Origin of the sequence: Quadrisphaera sp. INWT6, from assembly GCF_015390235.1 — a bacterium.
In the GTDB taxonomy this organism is placed as follows: Bacteria; Actinomycetota; Actinomycetes; order Actinomycetales; family Quadrisphaeraceae; genus Quadrisphaera.
The window spans coordinates 49,130-69,191 of the sequence record NZ_VUOH01000006.1; the positions used below are offsets into that span (position 1 = coordinate 49,130).

Below are 20,062 nucleotides of genomic sequence, written 5' to 3' on the forward strand. Positions count from 1 at the left end.
ACTCCGGCGACCACCGCAGGTGCGGCCCCTAGGATCTTCTGGGGCCGCACCTGCGGTCGCATGACGGGCACCGGCACCGAGGAGCCAGACGTGAGACGCCTCCACCCCCTGGCCGTGACGGCCGCCGCGGCACTCCTCCTCGCGGCGTGCGGCAGCACCGGCGGCGGGTCCGCCCCGGCGTCGTCCACCACCGGCACCACCGCGGGCGGCGAGCGGACCCTCACGGTCTTCGCCGCCGCCTCGCTCAAGAGCACCTTCACCGAGATCGGCGAGCAGTTCGAGGCGGCCAACCCCGGCGTCACCGTCACCTTCAGCTTCGCCGGCTCCTCCGACCTGGTCACCCAGATCACCTCCGGAGCCCCCGCGGACGTCTTCGCCTCCGCCGACGAGGGCACCATGCAGGAGGTCACCGACGCGGGCCTGGTCGCCGGCACCCCGGTCGACTTCGCGACCAACACCCTGGAGATCGCCACCCCGCCGGGCAACCCCGCGGGCATCACCTCCTTCGCCGACCTCGCCCGCCCGGGCACCTCCGTGGTCGTGTGCGCGCCCCAGGTCCCCTGCGGCGCTGCGGCCGCGAAGGTCGAGGCGGCCACCGGCGTCGACCTCACCCCGGTCAGCGAGGAGGGCTCCGTGACCGACGTCCTCGGCAAGGTCACCTCCGGGGAGGCCGACGCCGGGCTGGTCTACGTCACCGACGTCACCGGCGCCGGTGACCAGGTCACCGGCGTGGCCTTCCCGGAGTCCTCCCGGGCGGTGAACACCTACCCCGTCACGGCGCTCACCGGCGCCGGTGACGCCGGGCTGGCGACGGCGTTCGTGGACTTCGTCACCGGCCCCCGGGGCGAGGCGGTGCTGTCCGCGGCGGGCTTCGGCGCCCCGCCCGGCTGACGGCGGTGCAAGGGCGTCCGGGCGGGCTCGGGGGTAGAACCCGCCCGGACTACGCCGCTGGTGGAGCCCGGGCTCGACCTGGCGCACCTCCACGGTGGCACCGCCGCGGCCGCGGTGCACCAGACCCGCCCGGGACGCTGCGCCCAGCGTCCCGGCTCTGCGTAACCTGTCCCGAGGTGGAGCCGTCGCCGTCGCCGTCCGCTGCGAGGAGCCCGCTGTGACGGAACCGCTCCGGTCCCAGGACCCGGCGCCGCCGGCGGGCGTGCACCGCGCGTCGTTCGCCTCCGCGGACGCCGAGGAGGTCACCTCCTTCATCCGGCAGACGTACGCGGAGAGCACGACCCGGTTCGCCCCGGTGACCGGTGGCGCCCGCTTCACGGCGCTCCTGCACGACGTCCCCTCGCTCGGCAGCGACCGCGTGCGCACGTCGATCGACTACGACGGCACGAGCGAGGAGGGGTTCGACGACCTCGTGGCCTTCATCGTCCACGCGGGCACCGTCGGCGTGGCCAGCCGCGGCGACGAGGTCGTCACCGGTCCGGGGGGAGCCGCCTGCTACCCCCTCGGCGTCCCGGTCGCGTTCCGGATGCGCCACTTCGACGTCACCACCGTGCGGCTCCCGGTCGAGCGCCTCCGGCAGGCCGCCGAGGAGGAGGTCGGCCGGCCGGTCGAGGTGCGCCTGCGGGGCACGGCTCCGGTCTCCCCGGCGATGCTGCGGTACTGGCGCTCGCTGACGTCGCTCGTCGCCGGGGCGCTGACCGACCCCGACCCGCCGCTGGGGCAGCCGCTGCTGGCCGCGGAGACGGCCCGCACCGTCGCGCACGCGGCGCTGCACGTCTTCCCGGTGGTGACGACGGCGGACCGGCTCCCCCGGGACCCGAGGACCCCGGCCCCCGCCGCGGTGCGGCGCGCGGTCGCCCACATGGAGGCCCACGCCGGCGAGCCGCTGCCGCTGGCCGAGATCGCGGCGGCGGCGGGCACGAGCGTCCGCTCGCTGCAGGTGGGCTTCCGCACGCACCTCGACACGACCCCGCTGGGCCACCTGCGACGGGTCCGCCTCGAGCGGGCCCGGGAGGAGCTGCGCGCGGCGCCCCCCGAGGGCGACGGCGGGCGGACCACCGTGGCCGGGGTGGCGGCCCGCTGGGGGTTCTCCAACGCCGGGCGCTTCGCCACCGCCTACCGCGGCGCCTTCGGCGAGCCCCCGGGCGCGACCCTGCGCCGCTGACCCCTCACCGACCCGACCTGGAACCCGCGCGGGTGCCCCTCGGCGGGGACTCGCGCCGGTCACCCACGGCCACTACCGTCGACACCGGTCGATGCCCCGGCCCCACCCGGCCCCGGCGGTCCCCGACCGCGGTCCCGGTCCGGCAGCGCTGCGGACGGGCCCGACCGGCAGACCGCGGTGGCTGCTCCAGCGAAGGACGCCCCCGATGGACGCCGAGCACCACAGCGCCACCCCCTCCCCCACCCCCTCCGGACCCGGCCGCGCCTCCGCGGACGACAGCGGCGGCGCCGAGGGGCTGGACGTCCTGGCCCGCGAGCTGGCGGACCTCGCCCGGGCCCTCCAGAGCGCCTCCTCGCCGCAGGAGGTCCTCGACCGCGCCGTCGCGACGGCGGTCGACCTCGTCCCCGGGGCGGCGGAGGGCACGATCTCCCTGGTGCGGTCGCGGCGCACCGTCACCTCGGCCGCGGCGACCAGCGCCGCCGCACGCCACCTGGACGAGCTGCAGACCGAGCTCGGCGAGGGCCCCTGCCTCGACGCCGTCTACACCCAGCGCAGCACCCGCGTCGACCACCTCGCCCGCGAGACGGAGCGCTGGCCGGCCCTCGCGGCGCGCGCCGACGAGATCGGCCTGCCGAGCATGCTGTGCCTGCAGCTCTTCGTCGACGGCGACAACCTCGGGGCGCTGAACCTCCTCGGCGCGGAGCCGGCGGCCTTCGGAGACACCTCGGAGCACGTCGGGCTGCTGCTGGCCGCGCACGCCGCGGTCGCCGTCGCCGACGCCCGCGACCTCGAGCACACCCACCTCGGCCTCGCACACCGCGACGTCATCGGCCAGGCCAAGGGCATCCTCATGGAGCGCCACAGGCTGAGCGCCGACCAGGCCTTCGCGCTGCTGGCGAGCATCAGCCAGGACCTCAACCGCAAGCTGTACGACATCGCCGCCGACCTGGCCGCCACCGGAGAGCTGCCGCAGCGCCCCCAGCACCGGCCGCAGCAGCGCCCCCAGCAGCGCCCCCAGCACCGCTCACCGCGCCCCGGCGACCGCTGAGCGCCGGGTGAGCGCCGAGCCGCAGGACCCCTCGCCCGAGCTCCGCCTCTGCGGCCTGGCCCGCGAGGCCGTCGGCTGGGACCGGGTGGTGGTGGTCGTGGCCCGGGACGTCGACACGCGCGCGGCCCTGCGCGGCTCGGACCCGGTGCTGGAGGGCTACTGCGACCTCCAGCAGACGCTCCTGCAGGGGCCGAGCCTGGACGCCTTCACCGCGGGGACGCCCGTGGTGGTCGACGACCTGCACGCCCGGCTGCCGTGGCCCCTGCTGGCCTCGGTCACGCCCGCGGACCTGCCGGTGCGCTCGATGGCCGTGGTGCCGCTGCTGGTCCCCGCCACCTGCAGCTCCGCGGTGACGCGGCGGGCCGCCCCGCCGAGACCGGCCCTGGGGGTGCTCATCGCGGGGCGCGACGACGTCGACCCCTTCACACCGGCGCAGGTGGCCGTCCTGGCGCACCTGGCAGCGGTGGTCGCCGCGGTGCTCGTGCACCGCGCGGGCACCGGCGAGCTGATCGCCGTCGACGCCGACCCGAACGACGACCTGGCGGTGGTGGGCGGGATGCTGGCCGAGCACCTGGGCGCCAGCGCCGGCGAGGCGCTGAGCCGCATGCGGGCGCACGCCTTCACCAGCGGCCGCACCCTCAACGAGCTCGCACGCGCCGTGCTCGCCGGCGAGGTCGCCGTGGAGGACGTCGCCCACCCCCGGTGAGCGCCGCCTCACCCCTGGTGCCGAGCCAGCCCGGTCGCTACCCTCGGCGGAGGTCGATGGTCCGGCCCAGAGCCTCCTCCCCCGCGAGGTCACCGTGACGGACTCCCGAGCCGCCCTCCCCCTCCAGAACCGCTCCCGGCGCGCGGAGCTGCGTGCTCCCGCGGGCGCCGCCGACGCCGCGACCCGCGACTCCGAGGGCGCATCGCTGCTCGTCAGGTGGTCGGCCGGCAGCGCCGTCGTCGTCCTCTCCGGCGAGCTCGACATGACCTGCGCCCAGCGGCTCGCGAACGCGGGCCGCCTGCTGGGCGAGTGGGCGCAGCCACCGGTCGTCGACGCCGCCGGCGTGACCTTCATCGACCTCGCGGGCCTCAGCGCCCTGTGCTCCCTGTCGCGCACCGGGGAGCCCGTGCTCGTGCTCCAGCCGAGCGCGAGCCTCCTGAGGCTGCTGCACGTGCTCGCGCTCGCCGGGTGGGGCCCGTCGGTGCAGGCCCTCGGCGACCGCGAGCAGGGCGTCGTGCTCCTGGCACCCACCCCGCCGGGCCCCGCCCCCGCCTGACCGGCCACCTGGCCCGCCGCTCCTCCGGGGCTGCACCTCCCAGCGGGGCGTGACAGCCTGCCCGACGGCCGCACCCCGTCACAGCCGGTGACGGGCGCAGCCGTGGAGGACCATGAGCACCGCCGCGCCGCGCCCCGGCCCGCCCCACCGCGCTGACCGGACCGACCACACCGGGCGCACCGACCGCACCGGCGGCGGGGTGGAGACCACCCCCCTCGACGAGGGCGCTGACACCGACAGGATCGGCGACCGCGACCTGACCCGCTGGCCCAGCGCCGGCGGGCAGGTGGTGCTCCGCGGGGCGCACGCCGTCAGCCCGTGGCTCTCCCCCGCGCGGCTGTGGGCGGCGGTGCTCGGCCTGGGGCTGGTGCTCGACGCGCTGCTCGTCGTCGTCGGGGCCTGGCTCTACCGGACCGTCGTCGAGGGCGACGGCGTCGACGCGGTGGACCACCCCGTGCTGCAGGCGGCGGTCGATCACCGCACCCCCGACCTCACGGCGGTCGCGCAGGTGGTCAGCGACGTCGCCGACGTGGTCGGCATGACGCTGCTGGCCCTCGCCACCGCGGTGGTCCTGGCGCTGGTGCGGCGGCGCTGGACCCCGTTCGTGCTCGTCGTGACGGCGATGCTCGGGTCCGTGGCGCTCACGGTGGCCGGCAAGGTGGTGGTGGGGCGCAGCCGCCCGCCGCTCGCCGACGCCGTCCCGCCGTACGAGACGAGCGCGTCGTTCCCGAGCGGGCACACGCTCAACGCGACGGTGTTCGTCGGGGTGGTCGTCTACGTGGTGCTGCGCCACCTCGCGGCGCGGTGGGCCCGCGTGCTGGTGGTGGTCGCCGCGGTGGCCTTCGCGCTCGCCGTCGGGGCCAGCCGGGTCTACCTGGGCCACCACTGGCTGACCGACGTGCTGGTCGCCTACCTGCTGGGGCTGCTGTGGGTGGGCTTCGTGGTCACGGGGCACCGGCTGTACCTGACGCTGCGACGGCACCCTCCCGCGCGGGCCCGACCGGGCTCGTGACGCCCCCGGACGGGCCGGCCAGCGGGTAGGTTCCGATCATGGTCCCCTGGGAGCACCTCGCCGCGTTCGTGGTCGCGAGCACCGTGCTCGTGGTGGTCCCCGGGCCGAGCGTGCTGTTCGTGCTGGGGCGCTCGATCGCGCACGGCCGCCGCGCCGGCGTGCTGAGCGTGCTCGGCAACGCCCTCGGCACCGTGCCGGCGGTGCTCGCCGTCGCCTTCGGGGTGGGGGCGCTGGTCGCGGCGTCCGTCGTGGCCTTCACCGTGCTCAAGCTGGCCGGGGCTGCGTACCTGGTGTGGCTGGGCGTGCAGGCGGTCCGCCACCGCCACGACCACACCGCGGTGACCACCGCGGCGCCGACCAGCACGGGCCGGCTCCTGCGGCAGGGCTTCGTGGTCGGGGCCACCAACCCGAAGACGATCGCCTTCTTCGTCGCCGTGCTGCCGCAGTTCGTCGACCCGGCCGCCGGGCCGGTGTGGGCCCAGCTGCTCGTGCTCGGGGTCGTCTTCCAGCTCCTGGCGCTCGTGTGCGACAGCACGTGGGCCCTGGCCGCGGGGACGGCGCGGGCGTGGTTCGCCCGCTCGCCGCGGCGCATCTCGACGCTCAGCGCCACCGGCGGCGTGATGATGGTCGGCCTCGGGGGCACCCTGCCGCTGTCGGGCTCGAAGGCCTGACGCAGCAGGGGTCGGCAGCGGGACCGTGACGCGCGGTGGTCGGTGGCTCTAGGGTCCGCGGGGTGACGATCACCGGGGCACCTGACGTCGCACCACCGCCCGCCGCCCGACGGGTGGGGCCCATCGGGGCGGCGAGGGTGCTCCTGCTGCTGGGCTGGGCGGCGATCGCCGTGGCGGTCCTGGTCACCGGGTCACTCACGACCTCGTTCACGGAGCTGCAGCGAGCCGTGGAGAGCGGAGCGGTCACCAGGGTCTCCGCCGAGCGGGGGTTCGACGACTCGTCGGTGACCGGGTACGGCGTCCAGGAGGTCCGCTGGCGCGACGGGCTGGTGGAGCGCCGCACCGAGGTCGCGGTCGCCAGCCCCGGGGAGCGCACCACCGACACCGATCTGCCGTTCGCCGGGCTCGACGTCGTCCCGCAGCTGCGAGCCCTCGCCCCGGTGACTTCGCGGTCAGCGCCTTCGAGTCCCCGTACTCGTCGTCGTCGGCCTTCGGGTTCCAGGTGCCCACGGCGCTCGGGCTCCTGGCGGCGGCGTGGTGGATCTGCTCGATCACGCTGCTCGCGGGGGACCCGAGCCGTTCTGGGCCACGCGGTGGGCGTGGTCCTGGCTCTCGCTGCTGCCCGGTGGCGTCGTCGCGTGCCTGCTGCTGTCGGGCCCCGCCCCGCTGCTCCCGTCGCAGCGCCCCGGCTCGCGGCGGCTGACCGGCGGGTGGGCGCTGCTGGCCGTCGTCGCCGTCCTCTGGCTGCGCTGAGGCGCCGCCCTGCTGCACCAGCCCAGCGGCCGGGCGGGACCATGTCGCGTGACCACTGACGACTGGCCCTCGCTGGAGCTGCCCGAGAGGCTCGGCGTCGTCGCCCACGGGCCGGCGCTGCTCGCGCAGGCGCCCGACATCGCCGCCGGGCTGCGCTGCGTGTGGGCGCGGCCCGAGGGCCTGCTGCTCCCGGTGGTCGTCCAGGCGCGCGGCGTCCACGCCGACGCGGCGTCGCGCCAGACGTTCGGCGGCAGCGACCCCGTCCACCCCGACGGCGACGCCGCCGACGTCTTCGGGTCCGCGGTGCGCGTGGTCGCCCGCGCCGGTGACCGCGAGGTGGAGCTCGACTCTGCGCACGGCACCGCCTCCGCCGGCGACGACGACTTCACCGCCGAGGCCGCCTACTGGCTGCCCGGCGTCCCCGACGACGGGCTGCTCCACCTCACCGTCGCCTGGCCCGAGGCGGGGCTGCCGGAGACCACCACGACGCTGCGGCTCGAGGGCCTGCACGACCTGGAGACCCGGGCCCTGCGCCTGCTGGGCTGAGCCGGGCTCCGCTGGGCCGGGCTCGGCTGGGCCGGGCTCAGGCGGGGCGGACGGCCCGCTCCGGCGCCAGCGAGGCGTCGACCACCAGGGGGTCGTCGGGGGTCAGCTCCCCGAGGTCGGTGGCGCACAGGTCGACGTCGTCGCGCGCGAGGACGTCCTGCTCCACCACCTGGTCGCCGTCGAGCAGGACCACCACCTGCACGTCGTCGCGGGAGGTCAGGTCGGGCCCGGGGTACGGGAGCCCGTGGACGGTCGAGAAGGTCTCGGGGGTCTCGTACGGGCACGCGACGAGGGCGCGGTCCCAGCCGCCGCCGTAGACGTCGGCGAGGGTCCACGGGGTCCCGGGCGCCGGGAGGTCCGACCAGCCGCCGGCGGTGCAGCCGGCCAGGGCCGCCCCCAGGACGACGACGGCGGCGCCCCCGCTCACCGCGCGCACGGGCCGGGGCGGGGTCACCCCTCCAGCGTGGGGGCTGACGGCCGCGGGCGCGTCCGCCCGGAGGACCACGGCGGCGCACCGGCCCCTCCCCCGTCGGCGGGAGGCTGCATCGATCTCCGGCGGTGGTGGGTGCGCGGCTCGTAGCCTGACGAGGACCGAGGCGCTCCGCCCGGCGCGGCTCCGCGGAGGACCAGTGACCCACCTGCAGCACGAGCCCGTCGAGGGGCCTGCGGCCGGCCCGAGGTCGACGCCGGGTCGGCGCGCCCTGGCCGCGGCGCGCGAGGTCGGCATCGTCGTCGTGTCGGCGCTGGTGCTCTCGCTGCTGGTGAAGACGTTCCTGGTGCAGGCGTTCGTCATCCCGTCGGCGTCCATGCACGACACGCTGCTCGAGGGCGACCGGATCCTCGTCAGCAAGCTGACGCCGGGACCGTTCGACCTGCAGCGCGGTGACGTCGTCGTCTTCGCCGACCCGGGTGGCTGGCTCGAGCCCGAGGCGCAGGAGTCGCGCGGACCGGTGGTCGACGGCCTCGTGGCGGCGCTCACGTTCGTCGGCGTGCTGCCGCAGGACTCCGGGCAGCACCTGGTGAAGCGGCTCATCGGGCTCCCTGGTGACCACGTGGCGTGCGCCGTCGGCGGTCCCACCACGGTCAACGGGGTGGCGCTCGACGAGAGTTACCTCGCCGCCGGGGCGGTGCCGTGCGAGTTCGACTTCGACGTCACCGTGCCGGCGGGGGCGCTGTGGGTGGAGGGCGACAACCGCCAGGACTCGAGGGACTCCCGCCTGCACCAGGGCGAGCCGGGCGGCGGGACGGTCCCGGTCACCGACGTCGTGGGTCGCGCCGTCGTCACCGTCTGGTCGCTGGACCGCCTCACGTGGCTGTCGCGGTACGGCGACGTGTTCGCCGGCGTGCCCGCCGCCGGCTGACCAGCCCGGTCGGTCGGGAGCCGCAGGGCCGCGCGGGAACGGTCATCTCCGAGCCCCCGGGGGGACGGGTCGCGGGTGCGTCAGCAGGCGAGCCCGGCCTCCAGGGCGGCCAGGTTCTCCTGCGCCGTCGCCAGGAGGTCACCGCCCTCGGCGGGGCTGGTCTCCATCGGGTCGAGCACCGCGGTGCCGGTGCCGAGGGCCGCCGCCAGGGCGCTGGCGACTGCGTCGGTCGCCTCGGTCTCGAAGTAGACGGTGCGCACCCCGGAGTCCTGCACCGCGGCCGTCGCTGCGCGCAGCCGCGCCGGGGTGGGCTCCACCGAGGGGTCGAGCCCGCTGATGCCGACCTGCTCCAGGCCGTAGCGGTCCGCGAGGTAGCCGAAGGCCTCGTGCGAGGTGACCAGGACCGCCCCGCGGCACGGGGCCAGGACCCGCGCGTACTGCTCGTCGAGCGCGGCGAGGTCGGCGCGCAGGGCGTCCGCGCGGGCGCGGTAGCCGTCGGCACCGTCCGGGTCGGCCGCGGCCAGGCCCTCGGCGACCTCGTCACCGACGGCCGCGAGGCGCAGCGGGTCCATCCAGAAGTGCAGGTCGTCGTCGACCACCGCGGCGGCCCCGGTGACGTCGACCACGCGCTCGGGCGGGGTGCTGCTGAGCGCGGCGTCGACCCCGGCCTGCAGGCCGGGGAGAGTCACCACGAGGTCGGCGTCCGACAGCGCGAGCGCCTGCGACGGCGCCAGCTCGGCCTCGTGGACGTCCGAGCCGGGCGGGAGCGCGCTGCTCACCCGGGCCGCGTCACCGGCGACCCGCTCGCTCACCCACTGCAGCGGGTAGGCGCTGGTGACGACGGCGGGGCCGCCGTCGTCCTGCGCGGCGGTGGTCCCCGCCGGGGCTGAGCACGCGGCGAGCAGCAGCGCCGCCGCCACCGAGGTGGCGGCGGCGGCACTGCGAGGGGTGTGCGGGCAGGTCACGCCGAGGCGGTCTCGTGCTCGTGCTCGCCGTGCTGGTGCGGGGCCTCCCCGGTGGCGACGGCCAGCTCGTCGGGCACCGCGCTGAGGGTCGTCGTGGCGAAGACCTCGCCCGTGGCGATGTCGACGGCGTGCACCTCGCGGGTGGCGGGCTCGGTGACGTAGGCGGTGCCGTCGTGGACCCGCACCGCGGGCCGCGGCTCCTGCCACTCCTCGGGCTCCTCCCACGGCGCGACGATCGGGACCGAGCGGACCACGGTGGCGCTGGCCGGGTCGATGACGTGCAGCGATCCGTCGGTGCCGAGGACGAGCCCCTCGCCGTCCTCGCCCCGGGCCAGCGAGCGGAAGGTGTACGACGCGGGCAGGTCGACCAGGCGCAGCGACGCGTCGCGGGTGTCGATGATGCTGACGCGCGTCGGGCGCTCGAGGGTCTCCGCCGCGGCGGCGGCGCCGTCGGACTTGTAGTCGCCCAGCACGAACGGCGAGTCCTCGTCACCGGCCTGGTTGCCGATGCGCCCGTACTCGGTGGGGGCCTGCACCTTGGTGGTGGTGCCGTCCAGGCCGCCGGTGTGCACGAGGACGCCGTCCTTGCAGCCGATCACGAGGGCCTCGTCGGCAGCGACGGCCTCGCCGTGCACGCCGGGGCACTGGTCGTTGCGGCTGACCTCGGTGCCGTCCGCGTCGAGGACGCGGATGCCGGTGCGGGCGTCGGGGGTGCCCTCGGAGACCACGACGGCGCCGTCGGTGAGCTGGACGGCGACGCCGTGGTGGGCCGCGGGCGTCTGCAGGTCGAGGCGCTGCGCCGCGGGGTCGGCGACGTCGGCCGCGTCGACGGTCGTGAACTTCCCGGTGCCGTCGTCGAAGAACGTCGTGCGGCCCTCGTGGACGACCACGTGCCCGGGCTCGGTCGCCGCGTAGGTCACGTCGGTCAGGGCGGGGTCGGTGGTCCAGTAGTGGTCGTGGTCGCCGTGGGGCTCGGCCCAGGTGCCGGTGTCGAGCAGGCGGAAGCCGCCGGTGGAGCTGACGGCCACGTGGCGGCCGTCGCCCGCGGCGTTCAGCCGCAGGTAGCCGGGCAGCTCGGCCTCGCCGACCTGCTCCAGGGTCGTGGCGTCCAGCACGGTGACGCCGCCGTCGTGGGTGACCGCCAGGCGCGGGGTCGAGGCGGCCTGCTCGGTCGCCGCTTCCTGCGTCGCTGGCGCCGACGTCGTCGCACCGGCACCGGTGCTGCTCGGGGAGCCCGTGCCGCAGCCGGCCAGCACGAGCGGGAGGAGGGTCAGGGGGGTGAGGGCGAGCAGGCGCTGACGCCCGCCCGACCGGGTGGGGGTGCTCATGGCAGCCACCCAACCATAATGAGAACAGTTCTCACAACGGCGGTCACGAGCGACGTCTCCGCGCCGCCGCCGGTCAGCGGTGCGACAGGGCGACCCTCACGCCGAGCCCGATGAGGACGACACCGGCGACCCTGTCGACAGCGGTGCGCACCCGCTCCCGCGAGAGGAGGGCGCCCAGCGCGCCCACAGCCAGGGAGAAGGCGCGCCACCACACCACCGCGACGGCGAGGAACACCGCAGCGAGCACCCCGGTGGTCCACACGGGCTCCCCCGGCGTGACGAACTGCGGGATGAGCGTCAGGAACAGCAGCGCGATCTTGGGGTTCAGGAGGTTGCTCAGCAGGCCCTGGCGGAAGGCGGTCGCGCGGCGCAGCGCAGATGCGTCGACGCCGGGGTCGCCAGCCTCCCGGTCAGCGGCACGGGCGGCGGCGGCACCGGCCGCGGAGGCAGCACCGGCCGCACCGGCCGCACCGGCCGCGGGGGCCGCCGGGCGGCGCCGCGAGTGCCACAGCGCCATGACGCCCAGGTAGACGAGGTAGGCCGCCCCCACCAGCTTGAGCGCGGTGAACGCGGTCGCCGACGCCGCCAGCAGCGCCGCCAGCCCGACCGCCGACGCCGCCGCGTACCCCGCGATACCGGTGCAGCAGCCGAGGCCCGTCCACCAGGCGGCGGAGGAGCCGCCGCGCACGCCGTTGCGCAGCACGAGCGCCATGTCGGGACCGGGGGTCAGTGTGAGCACGGCCACGACCACGAGGAAGGGCAGCAGCTGGTCGGGCACCGGGTCATCGAAGCAGCCCCGGCGCGCCGCCGGGAGACAGGAGGACGGGCGCCACTGACCCGCTGACGGGCGCGCCGGAGCGACTGGCGTCAGCAGGCACAGGTGCCGCGCGGTGAGGGGATGTCCGGCGCTTCAGGCGGATCCCCCGGTGGTCCGTCGAGGTCCAGGCCCAGCCTCATCTGCCGCGCCGCCCGCGCGGTGCGCGCCCGCAACCCCCGGCGGGGGTTGAGCACCCAGCGCCGCAGCGGGTCCACCGTGCGCGGGGGCCGCACCTGCGGCACTCCGTCCACCATCCGCACCTGCCAGATCCCCAGGGTGACCAGGATGTGGTGGCGAGTGCACACCAGCACCCCCGAGGCCACGTCGGTGGGTCCGCCGGCGGCCCACTCGTGCACGTGGTGGGCCTCCCACCACCCCGGTGGGGAGGTGCACCCCGGGATCACGCAGCCCCCGTCACGAGCGAGCATCGCCCGGCGCTGGGTGGCGGTGAAGAGGCGCACCGTGCGCCCCAGCGACAGCACCGCCGCGTCCGCGCCGTCACACGACAGCCGTACCGCCTGCAACGAGGCCGAGCAGGCGATGGTGCGCAGCGCCGCGGTGGTCAGGGGTCGCCCGGTGGTCTCGCAGTGGGCCGGGGCGGCGCCGGTGCCTCCGGTGAGGGCTTCGGCGGTGGTGGTGACGATGACGCGGGCGCCCAGCCCACCAGGGGCAGCGGTGCCAGCAGCGTTGGGTCCGTGGTCGCCCGCGGCGCCGCTCTTCAGCAGTGCCGCCAGGGCGTCGGCGCGTCGCTGGGGGGCGGTGCGCTCATCACGCACCCGCACCCCACCGGGCGCGCCCTGAGCAGCACCCCCGTCGCTGCCGGCAGCCGCGTCCGCGTCGTCCTGAGCACCGCTCAGCCCGTCGAGCTCGCCCTGGCCGTCGTCGGGGGTGTCGGCCAGGGGGGCGGTCACGGTGGGGGCGGGCTTGGAGGCGGCGTCCAGGGTGGCCTTGACCCAGGCGCCGGTGACGGGGTCGAAGCGGGCGCGCACGTCGACCCAGCCGTCGGAGTGGACGGTGACGTGGGTGGAGCGGCGCTCGAGGTCGTCGGGGTCGAAGCCGCGGTCGGCACGGTCGGGGTCCAGGGTGTGGGCCAAAGTGGTGCACACCAGCTGGGCCTGTGTGTGGCTCAGGCCGGGCAGCGCCTCGGCGAGGTAGGCGTCGGCGGTGGGCATGCAGGCGCGCCGAATGCGGGCGGGCAGGTCTGCCAGGGTGCGCTGGGCCAGGGCGGCGATGTCGGTGGAGACGGTGCCGGCGGCGTGGGCGGCGCCGAGCAGCCCCAGGGCGACCCGGGAGGAACCAGCACCCGGTCCGGCGTCGACCCCAGGAGTGGTGGCCGCGCCGTCCGGGTCGTCGCCGCCCTCGTCAGCGCCGTCAGCGTCCTCGTCGGTGTGCGCAGCGGGGGGCTGGACGGGTGGGGCTGTCAGGGCGGTGGCGAGCTTGAGGGTGGCGGCGGCGTTCCTGGGGTCGGCACCGGTGTGGGTGGCGAGCAGGTCCACGGGGTCTGTGGCGCCCAGGGCGCGGACGTCGTCGGGGGTGAAGGAGGTGGCCAGGCGGGCGATGGCTGCGTCGGTGGTGTGACGGGTGGTGGCGAGCTGGCGCAGGGCGTCCAGGCGCTGGGTGGGTCCGAGCGAGGTCAGGTGGGTCGTAGCGGTGACGGCCTGGTCCAGGGCGGTGCGGGCGGTGGTGAGGGCGTCGGCCAGGGGCCCGGTCAGGGGCAGGGGTGGGAGGTCGCCGAAGAGTGCGCCCGGAAGCTCGCCGACGGCTGCAGGTCGGGGGGCGGCGCCCAGGGCGCCGGGGGCCAGGGGTTCCCAGGTGGGGCCAGCACCTAGACCGCCGTCGTCGCCCTCTTCGCGAGGCGCGTCGGCGGCGGTCCAGGTCATGTGGAGGACGCTAGGGGTGACCTCCGACAGTCGAATGCACGTTCAAAGACCCTGCACAGAGGCATGATCGACGCAAGTCGAGATTCACTCGAACAGAGCACCGAGCAGACTCGGGAGGATCAGCCCACGAGCGTCTCGGCCCCTGTCACCACCGGCAAGTCCGGGGCGCGCGTGTGGTGCGGCCCCGGGGTCCACCGCACGCAGGACGACCCCGCGAGGCCCGTCGACGAGGCGGCCCGCCCGACGCGGCTCGGCCAGCACGGCATCGCGTGCCCCACCGTCGCCAGCACCGCCGCGCCCGGGGCACGAGCTAGGAGCGCGTGAGCTCCGCGGGCAGGACGACGTCGAGCGCGGCCCGGGCCTCGGCCGGGGTGCAACCCAGGCGGTGCGCCACCGCCGCGTGGCCAGCCGCAGCAGCGGCCAGCGCCCGCGAGCGCTCGATGCCGCGGGGGTCGAGGTCGCCGCCGTCGTCACCGCCCCCCGGGCTGGCCGAGGTGCCCGGCGAGCTGGGGGATCGGCGTGCGCCGCAGCGTCGGCGCTGCGCCAGCGGAGCAGCCCGTCGCGGTGCCTACCCTCGGTCCGTGAGCACCCGCCCCCGCCCGCGGCCGTGGCTGGTCCTGTGGCTGTGGCTCGCGGTGCCGTTCCTCCTGGTCGCCGCGGCCGTCACCGCCCTGCCGATGGCGTTCGAGGAGACCCGTGCCGACCGCGCCGACGCCGTCGCCTCCCTGTGGCCGCCCGTGGTGGCGCTCCTCGCGCTCGCCGCCCTCGCCGCCGCAGCCGGCTGGCGCGTCTCACGCCGGCACGGCGCAGAAACCGCTGGCCTCCCGCCCAGCTGACGATGACCATGGGCGCCGTGTCCCGCCGCGCTGCTGCACCCGCCGCACCCGCCGGACCCGGTGACCACTTCGGCCACCCGCTGGAGCTCGATGCCCCGTCGTGGACCGACGACGGCCGCTTCTGGGACGGCCAGCGCCTCCACGCGCTGGACGACGACGACGTCCGCCGCCACCAGGCCGCACTCCTCGCGGAGGCCGACGTCGTGGTGGAGGCCCTGGACGACTGCACCCCCGGCAGCCCCGAGGTCGGCGGGCTGCGCGTGCTGTCGGAGGCGTCGCGGGCGCGCCTCGCCAGCGCGGGCTTCGTGCGCCTCGCCCGAGGTGCCGTGCAGTCGTGGCGCGCCGCGGACGGCACCCGCCTCGTCCTGCTGACCGGTCCCGTCACCCGCCCCCGGCTGGACGAGCCGTGAGCCGCCGCCGGCAGAGCAGCCAACTGCCCGCGGGACCGGCGGTCGACGTCGTCGTCCACCTGGGCGGCTGGGAGCACTCCTGCTGCGGTGACGCCGTGGAGCGCGACCAGCTCGTGGAGTGGGGCTGCCTGCGCACCACCGGCGACGACGGCGCGAGCGGCACAGGCGGTCTGCGGCTCACGAGGACCCACCACCACCTCGAGCCGGAGGTCGACGTCCGCGGCCGGGTCGTCGACCTGCTCGTGGTCCGCGCGAGCGGCGAGCCCGAGCCCGTCCACCGGGTGCCGAGCGGACGGGCCCTGCGGGGGTTCGACCCCGACGACGACGGCCACCTCGAGCAGCTCTGGACCGGCGTCGACCTCCCCTCCGGCGAGGAGTTCTTCGTCGTCGTCAGGTCACCCGTCCGACCCGCGCCGAGCCCTCAGGTGAAGTAGAGCAACCTCGCCGCGGGCACCCGCGCGGCCAGCTCGCGCTGGAACCAGGTGCGGACGTCGACCATCACGTCCTTCGGGTAGACGTGCTTCACCGACCCGTACTTGCCGCGCTTGGTGGTCCGCTGCTCCGGGTCCATCTCGAGCTTCGTGCCGGGGTACCAGCCGAGCAGCACGTCGCGGCTCTTCGGGGTGAACCGGTGGGTGATCACCTCGGCGGTCAGGTCGAGGTCCGGCGCGCCGGCCACCGCGGCGGCGACGTCGTCGAGCAGCTGCCCGTACGCCTCCTGCCAGCCGGGCGCGGGGATGACGGGCGCGATCGTCAGCCCCACCGGGTACCCGGCGAGCGCCAGGCGGCGCAGCGCGCCGAGCCGCTCGCGCACGCGGGCGGTGCCGCCCTCGAACCGCTCACCGCCGCTGGGCCCGGCGCTGTTGACGCTGAAGCGCACGCGGGTGCGGCGCCCGTGCGGGAGGGCGAGCAGCGGCTCGACGTCGTCGAACTTGGTGGTGAACCGCAGGCCCACCGGGCTCGGCCACTCCGTGGTGCCGACGTGGGCGATGGTCGCGGCCAGCGAGCCGGTGAGGTGCTCGATGCCGAGGGGGTCGGTGTAGCAGGACGCCTCGAAGGTGGTGCCCTCGCCGTGGCGCTCGGTGCCGGTGGTGACGCCGCCGCGGCCGACGTGCGCGTCGATGGCGGAGAGCACCTCGGGCAGGTCGGCGTAGACGCGCGTGACCGGCGGGCCCGCGAGCGACCCGGCGAGGTAGCAGTACTGGCAGTGCGCGGGGCAGCCGACGGCGAGGTCGAGGCGCCAGTCGGCGCTGGGCGGGATCGGCACCAGCTTCCGGGCCGACGGCGGCGAGGTCACCACCGCCATCGTCGACTTGGCGAGGGCGTAGGTGGCGCGCTCGTCGTCGCCGCGCAGCGAGGGAAGGCGGTCGGCGCGCAGCAGCTGCACGTCCTCGACGCCGGCGGCGGTGACCCGCTCGACGATTTGCCGCCCGTGCGGCGTCTCAGCGGCGGACGCCGTCACCAGGACGCGCTTCGGGAGCCAGCGGCGGGGCGCCCGGCCGGCGGTGGGAGCGGTGGGCAGGGCCTCCGAGACGTCGGGGGAGACGTCAGGGGTGGCGGCGGGGGGTGCGGCGGTGGGCATCGCGGTCGGCATCACCTGGTGCAACACCCGTGCTCGGGGTCGCGTTCCGCAGACGGGGCTGACCACTAGCGTCAGCCGTGTGACGCTGCCCACGCCCGCCCCCGCCGAGGCTGCGCCCGACGCCGGGCTCGACGCCGGGCTGGCCGCAGCGCTCACCGAGCTCCCCCTCAAGGACATGGAGGGCGCCCTGCTCGCGACCGCGCTGCTGCGCGCGGTGGACCCCCTCGACGGCCAGCACGTGGTGCGCCGCGCCGTCGAGCTGGCCGGCTACCTGCACCGCGACGCCACCCGCGCCCGCCGCGGCCCCCTCCCCCGCGACAGCTACATCACCCACCCGCTGCGCGGCGCCCTGCGGCTGCACCGCTGGGGCGTGACCGACCTCGACGTCCTGGTCGCCGCGGTGCTGCACGACGTCGTGGAGGACGCCGCGCCCGAGCTGCTGGCCCTGGCCGGGCTCCCGGTGCCCGACGACGACGCCACCGCAGCCGCCAGCGCGCTCCACGACGTCATCGCCCCCGCGTTCGGCTCACGCGTCGCGCACCTCGTGTCCGCGGTGAGCAACCCCGCCGGCCCGCGCCGGCCGACCCCGAGGAGCGCCGCCGGGCCTACCGCGAGCACGTGCTCGAGGCGGTCCGCAGCGACCCCGCGGTGCTGCTGGTGAAGACGACGGACCTCTACGACAACGCCGGCTCCCTGCACCACCACGCAGGGGAGCACCCCGACCAGGTGCGCCGCCTGGCCCGCAAGTACGCGCCGCTGCTGGCCCCGGTGCGCGCCGAGCTGGCGCGGCAGCGCCCGCTGGACGACGACGCGCTCGACGTCCTGCTCACCGACCTGGCGACCATCGAGTCCGGCCTCACCGACCTCCTCAGCGCACCGGCGGGGCGACCACCAGCTCCTCGCTGACAGCTCGTGACACGCACGGCATGACGGCGCCGGCGCGCTCGCCCTCGTCGAGGACGACGTCGCGGTGGTGCGCCTCCCCCGCCACGAGCCGGAGCCGGCACGTGCCGCAGGTCCCGGCCTCGCAGTCGCCGTCGACGGGCAGCCCGGCACCGCGCAGCGCCGCCAGCAGGGACCGGTCGGCCGGCACCTCGACGCGCTCGCCGGTCGGCTCCCACACGGCGGTGAACGGCTCGGCGCCGATGCCGGTGGCGTCGACCCCCGCGAACTCCTCCACGTGCACGCGGCTCGGCCGCCAGTGCACGGTCAGGGCGCGCACCTCGTCGAGCAGCGCCGTCGGGCCGCAGCAGTACACGCGCGCGTCGTCGTCGGGCTCGGCCAGCCACGGCCACAGGTCGAGCCGGCCCCTCCCCGCGCCGCCGGAGCTCCCCGTGCTGCCGGCGCTGTGGTGCACCACCGCGCCGTCGGCCGTCATCTCCTCCAGGAACGGCGTGCTCGCGGCGTCGCGCGTCAGGTACAGCACCTCCACGGCGGCGTCTCCGCGGGCGCGCAGCTCCTGCGCCATCGCCCGGACCGGGGTGATGCCGATCCCGCCCGCGATGAGCACGTACCGCCGCGCCGGCAGCAGCGCGAAGGCGTTGCGGGGCGGGGTCACCTCGAGCTGGTGGCCGACGCGCACGTCGTCGTGCAGGCTCACCGAGCCCCCGCGCCCGCCCAGCGCCACCTCGGAGCGCCGCACCGCGATGACGTAGCGCCGCGGGGCCGTGCTGCCGGCCTCGGCGAGGCTGTAGCTGGGCCGCCGGCCGCTCGGCGCGGTGACCGTGACGTGCGCCCCGGCGTCGTACCCGGGCAGGGCCGAGCCGTCGGGTGCGGCGAGGGCGAGCAGGACGACGTCGCGGGTGAGCTCCCGGCGCTCCTCGACCACCAGGCGCAGCAGCTCAGGCAGCGAACCCACCCCGCTCCAGCACGTCGCCGCGGGCCAGCCGGCCGCCGTCGACCACCTCGGCGTACACGCCCATGTAGGCGTGGCCGTAGTGCTCCACGAGGAGCCGCGGCACCGGCAGGTCGCGGACGGGGCTGCCGGGCCGCACCTCGGTGGCGGCGCAGCGCTCGGTGACCGCCATCCCCCGCAGGCGCACGCCGCCCAGGGTGAACTCGCGGCCCACGAGGCCGAGCTCCTCCCACGCCGGCAGGCCGGCCAGGTGCACGTTGCCGCGGAAGCGCAGCGGGTCGACCTCGGCGCCGACGCGCCGGGCGAGGTCGGCCACCGACGCGAGGTTGATGACCGAGACGAACTCCATGGCCCGGTCGGAGTCGGGGGCGCAGTCGGTGAAGCGCCGTCCGGCGTCGCGGGCGAGCACCGGGCGCACGCCGTCGGGCAGGTCGAGCACGCGGGCGAAGAAGGACAGTGCGTCCTCCCGGCCGGCCTCCCGGGAGAGGTCGGCGGTCAGCACGCGGTGGCCGCGGACGTCGGCGGTGAGCACCTGCGTCGCGGGGTCGAGGTGGGTGTCGAGCCCGGCCAAGCGCGCCTCGGCGACGAGCACGTAGAACGACCGCTTGGAGATGCCGTGGTCGAGCCCCGGCGCGTACGGACCGTCGGGGCGGGCGAGCGCGAGCACCCTGTCGGAGGGGAACGCGCGTCCCGGTTCCAGGAGCACGTCGTCGAGCGGCTGCGGCGTCAGCCCCTTGACCGGGTAGACGAACAGCCCGTCGACGCGCGCGCTCACCGCCGCATCATCGCGCGCCGCCGCCCACCGCCGGTCAGCGGATCGTGTAACCGCCGTCGACCACGAGGTCGGCGCCGTTGACCATGTCGGCCGCACCGCTGGCCAGGAACAGCGCCGCTCCCGCGATCTCGCGCGGCAGCGCGAAGCGCCCCACGGGGATCTCCACCCTGGCCGCCTCGCCCTTCTCCCCCGCCCACGCCTTCCTGCCGAGCTCGGTGAGCACCACCGTCGGGGAGATGGCGTTGGCGGTGACGCCGCGCCCCGCCCACTCGGCGGCCAGCACGCGCGTCAGCCCGAGCACGCCGCCTTGGAGGCGCAGTACGCGGCGTGCTCCAGCAGCCCGACGCTGGCCGCCTGGCTCGCGAGGTTGATGACCTTGCCCCGGCCCGCGGCGAGCATGTGCTGGCCCACCGCCTGGCTCATGAGGAACGTGCCGGTGAGGTTGACCGCGATGGTGCGGTCCCACGCCCGGGTGGTGAGCTCCTCGGCGGGGGCGAGGTCGACGATGCCGGCGCAGTTCACCAGCACGTCGACGTGCTCGGCGCGCTCGACCGCGGCGTCGGCGGCCGCCTGCGCGGAGTCCGCGTCGGAGACGTCGCACCCGAGCCCGAACGCGCCCCCGCCCAGCTCAGCAGCGCGGCGCCCAGCGGCCTCCGCGTCGAGGTCGACGACGACGACGCGGGCGCCCGCCTGCCGCGAACGCACCGGCGATGGCGCTGCCGATCCCCGAGACGCCGCCCGTCACCAGGGCGACCTTCCCGTCGAGGCGGAAGGAGAGGTCGACGTCGGCGTCGCTGAGCTCGCTCATGGGCCCACCCAACCCCCTCGAGGCTCCGGCGGCGAGC

At 76.5% G+C, this 20,062-nt stretch carries 23 protein-coding genes and 1 pseudogene; 15 read left to right on the forward strand and 9 right to left on the reverse strand.

Features of this window, described 5'->3' with window-relative positions; all coding sequences use genetic code 11:
- The first annotated feature begins 90 nt into the window (after positions 1–90).
- The 9 genes from modA (at position 91) to F1641_RS17635 (ending at position 7,408) form a co-directional block, all read left to right on the forward strand.
- On the forward strand, positions 91–891 hold the full coding sequence (gene modA / locus F1641_RS17595) for a molybdate ABC transporter substrate-binding protein (RefSeq protein WP_309225692.1): 801 nt from the start codon (positions 91–93) through the stop codon (positions 889–891).
- Between the two features lie 217 nt (positions 892–1,108).
- On the forward strand, positions 1,109–2,116 hold the full coding sequence (locus F1641_RS20215; protein ID WP_206691434.1) for a helix-turn-helix transcriptional regulator: 1,008 nt from the start codon (positions 1,109–1,111) through the stop codon (positions 2,114–2,116).
- Positions 2,117–2,321: 205 nt separating this feature from the next.
- Positions 2,322–3,164, forward strand: a complete 843-nt coding sequence (locus F1641_RS17605; protein ID WP_194907738.1) for a GAF and ANTAR domain-containing protein — start codon at positions 2,322–2,324, stop codon at positions 3,162–3,164.
- Between the two features lie 7 nt (positions 3,165–3,171).
- On the forward strand, positions 3,172–3,870 hold the full coding sequence (locus F1641_RS17610; RefSeq protein ID WP_194907739.1) for an ANTAR domain-containing protein: 699 nt from the start codon (positions 3,172–3,174) through the stop codon (positions 3,868–3,870).
- A 94-nt stretch (positions 3,871–3,964) separates the two neighbouring features.
- Positions 3,965–4,426, forward strand: a complete 462-nt coding sequence (locus tag F1641_RS17615) for an STAS domain-containing protein (RefSeq protein ID WP_194907740.1) — start codon at positions 3,965–3,967, stop codon at positions 4,424–4,426.
- A 112-nt stretch (positions 4,427–4,538) separates the two neighbouring features.
- The gene (locus F1641_RS17620; RefSeq protein ID WP_194907741.1) at positions 4,539–5,438 is read left to right on the forward strand and encodes a phosphatase PAP2 family protein; all 900 of its coding nucleotides are present in this window, start codon (positions 4,539–4,541) and stop codon (positions 5,436–5,438) included.
- 38 nt (positions 5,439–5,476) lie between these two features.
- Positions 5,477–6,109 (forward strand): LysE family translocator, encoded by a 633-nt coding sequence (locus F1641_RS17625; RefSeq protein WP_194907742.1) that lies wholly within the window; start codon positions 5,477–5,479, stop codon positions 6,107–6,109.
- Positions 6,110–6,646: 537 nt separating this feature from the next.
- Positions 6,647–6,862, forward strand: a complete 216-nt coding sequence (locus tag F1641_RS17630) for a hypothetical protein (RefSeq protein WP_194907744.1) — start codon at positions 6,647–6,649, stop codon at positions 6,860–6,862.
- Positions 6,863–6,910: 48 nt separating this feature from the next.
- Complete coding sequence (locus tag F1641_RS17635) at positions 6,911–7,408, forward strand: hypothetical protein (RefSeq protein ID WP_194907746.1); 498 nt, start codon at positions 6,911–6,913, stop codon at positions 7,406–7,408.
- A 37-nt stretch (positions 7,409–7,445) separates the two neighbouring features.
- Here the strand turns inward: F1641_RS17635 and F1641_RS17640 are convergent, their stop codons facing one another.
- The gene (locus tag F1641_RS17640) at positions 7,446–7,862 is read right to left on the reverse strand and encodes a hypothetical protein (RefSeq protein WP_194908237.1); all 417 of its coding nucleotides are present in this window, start codon (positions 7,860–7,862) and stop codon (positions 7,446–7,448) included.
- A 175-nt stretch (positions 7,863–8,037) separates the two neighbouring features.
- Here F1641_RS17640 and lepB point away from each other — a divergent pair, with 175 nt between their 5' ends.
- Positions 8,038–8,769, forward strand: coding sequence for a signal peptidase I (gene lepB, locus F1641_RS17645; protein ID WP_309225693.1), 732 nt, complete (start codon positions 8,038–8,040; stop codon positions 8,767–8,769).
- A gap of 80 nt (positions 8,770–8,849) precedes the next feature.
- On the opposite strand, the gene F1641_RS17650 is transcribed toward lepB, so the two are convergent.
- The 4 genes from F1641_RS17650 to F1641_RS17665 all read right to left on the reverse strand — a co-directional run bounded on the left by F1641_RS17650 (position 8,850) and on the right by F1641_RS17665 (position 13,759).
- Positions 8,850–9,734, reverse strand: a complete 885-nt coding sequence (locus F1641_RS17650) for a metal ABC transporter substrate-binding protein (RefSeq protein ID WP_194907748.1) — start codon at positions 9,732–9,734, stop codon at positions 8,850–8,852.
- Positions 9,731–11,062: a zinc metallochaperone AztD gene (gene aztD, locus F1641_RS17655; RefSeq protein ID WP_194907750.1), complete on the reverse strand. Its 1,332-nt coding sequence runs from the start codon at positions 11,060–11,062 to the stop codon at positions 9,731–9,733. The genes F1641_RS17650 and aztD overlap by 4 nt, the downstream gene beginning before the upstream one ends.
- Positions 11,063–11,135: 73 nt before the next feature.
- Entirely contained in the window at positions 11,136–11,840 is a 705-nt protein-coding gene (locus F1641_RS17660; protein WP_194907753.1) for a LysE family translocator, read from the reverse strand.
- Positions 11,841–11,929: 89 nt separating this feature from the next.
- Positions 11,930–13,759: an HNH endonuclease signature motif containing protein gene (locus F1641_RS17665; protein ID WP_194907755.1), complete on the reverse strand. Its 1,830-nt coding sequence runs from the start codon at positions 13,757–13,759 to the stop codon at positions 11,930–11,932.
- A 581-nt stretch (positions 13,760–14,340) separates the two neighbouring features.
- Between F1641_RS17665 and F1641_RS17670 the strand changes: the two genes are divergently transcribed.
- The 3 genes from F1641_RS17670 to F1641_RS17680 are packed head-to-tail and all read left to right on the forward strand — an operon-like array spanning position 14,341 to position 15,439.
- The gene (locus F1641_RS17670; protein ID WP_194907757.1) at positions 14,341–14,595 is read left to right on the forward strand and encodes a hypothetical protein; all 255 of its coding nucleotides are present in this window, start codon (positions 14,341–14,343) and stop codon (positions 14,593–14,595) included.
- Between the two features lie 8 nt (positions 14,596–14,603).
- Positions 14,604–15,005, forward strand: a complete 402-nt coding sequence (locus F1641_RS17675) for a hypothetical protein (protein WP_194907759.1) — start codon at positions 14,604–14,606, stop codon at positions 15,003–15,005.
- Entirely contained in the window at positions 15,002–15,439 is a 438-nt protein-coding gene (locus F1641_RS17680) for a hypothetical protein (protein ID WP_206691435.1), read from the forward strand. The genes F1641_RS17675 and F1641_RS17680 overlap by 4 nt, the downstream gene beginning before the upstream one ends.
- Here the strand turns inward: F1641_RS17680 and F1641_RS17685 are convergent.
- Entirely contained in the window at positions 15,427–16,587 is a 1,161-nt protein-coding gene (locus tag F1641_RS17685) for a spore photoproduct lyase family protein (protein ID WP_255515046.1), read from the reverse strand. The genes F1641_RS17680 and F1641_RS17685 overlap by 13 nt on opposite strands.
- A gap of 79 nt (positions 16,588–16,666) precedes the next feature.
- Between F1641_RS17685 and F1641_RS17690 the strand changes: the two genes are divergently transcribed.
- On the forward strand, positions 16,667–17,248 hold the full coding sequence (locus tag F1641_RS17690; protein ID WP_194907761.1) for an HD domain-containing protein: 582 nt from the start codon (positions 16,667–16,669) through the stop codon (positions 17,246–17,248).
- On the forward strand, positions 17,206–17,493 hold the full coding sequence (locus F1641_RS17695; RefSeq protein ID WP_194907763.1) for a hypothetical protein: 288 nt from the start codon (positions 17,206–17,208) through the stop codon (positions 17,491–17,493). The genes F1641_RS17690 and F1641_RS17695 overlap by 43 nt, the downstream gene beginning before the upstream one ends.
- On the opposite strand, the gene F1641_RS17700 is transcribed toward F1641_RS17695, so the two are convergent.
- The 3 genes and pseudogenes from F1641_RS17700 to F1641_RS24045 all read right to left on the reverse strand — a co-directional run bounded on the left by F1641_RS17700 (position 17,456) and on the right by F1641_RS24045 (position 20,025).
- Positions 17,456–18,445, reverse strand: coding sequence for a PDR/VanB family oxidoreductase (locus tag F1641_RS17700; RefSeq protein ID WP_194907765.1), 990 nt, complete (start codon positions 18,443–18,445; stop codon positions 17,456–17,458). The two genes, F1641_RS17695 and F1641_RS17700, sit on opposite strands and share 38 nt — an antisense overlap.
- Positions 18,429–19,217, reverse strand: coding sequence for an MOSC domain-containing protein (locus F1641_RS23515; protein ID WP_194907766.1), 789 nt, complete (start codon positions 19,215–19,217; stop codon positions 18,429–18,431). The genes F1641_RS17700 and F1641_RS23515 overlap by 17 nt, the downstream gene beginning before the upstream one ends.
- Before the next feature lie 34 nt (positions 19,218–19,251).
- Positions 19,252–20,025 (reverse strand): annotated as a pseudogene (locus tag F1641_RS24045) (GolD/DthD family dehydrogenase).
- Positions 20,026–20,062 lie beyond the last annotated feature (37 nt).

Bases quoted from the DNA above. Each gene is read 5' to 3' on its own strand.
- F1641_RS17620 (WP_194907741.1), top strand. From the start codon at position 4,539: ATGAGCACCGCCGCGCCGCGCCCCGGCCCGCCCCACCGCGCTGACCGG.
- F1641_RS17685 (WP_255515046.1), bottom strand. From the start codon at position 16,587: ATGCCCACCGCCGCACCCCCCGCCGCCACCCCTGACGTCTCCCCCGAC.
- aztD (WP_194907750.1), bottom strand. From the start codon at position 11,062: ATGAGCACCCCCACCCGGTCGGGCGGGCGTCAGCGCCTGCTCGCCCTC.
- F1641_RS17625 (WP_194907742.1), top strand. From the start codon at position 5,477: ATGGTCCCCTGGGAGCACCTCGCCGCGTTCGTGGTCGCGAGCACCGTG.
- F1641_RS17675 (WP_194907759.1), top strand. From the start codon at position 14,604: ATGGGCGCCGTGTCCCGCCGCGCTGCTGCACCCGCCGCACCCGCCGGA.
- F1641_RS17605 (WP_194907738.1), top strand. From the start codon at position 2,322: ATGGACGCCGAGCACCACAGCGCCACCCCCTCCCCCACCCCCTCCGGA.
- F1641_RS17665 (WP_194907755.1), bottom strand. From the start codon at position 13,759: ATGACCTGGACCGCCGCCGACGCGCCTCGCGAAGAGGGCGACGACGGC.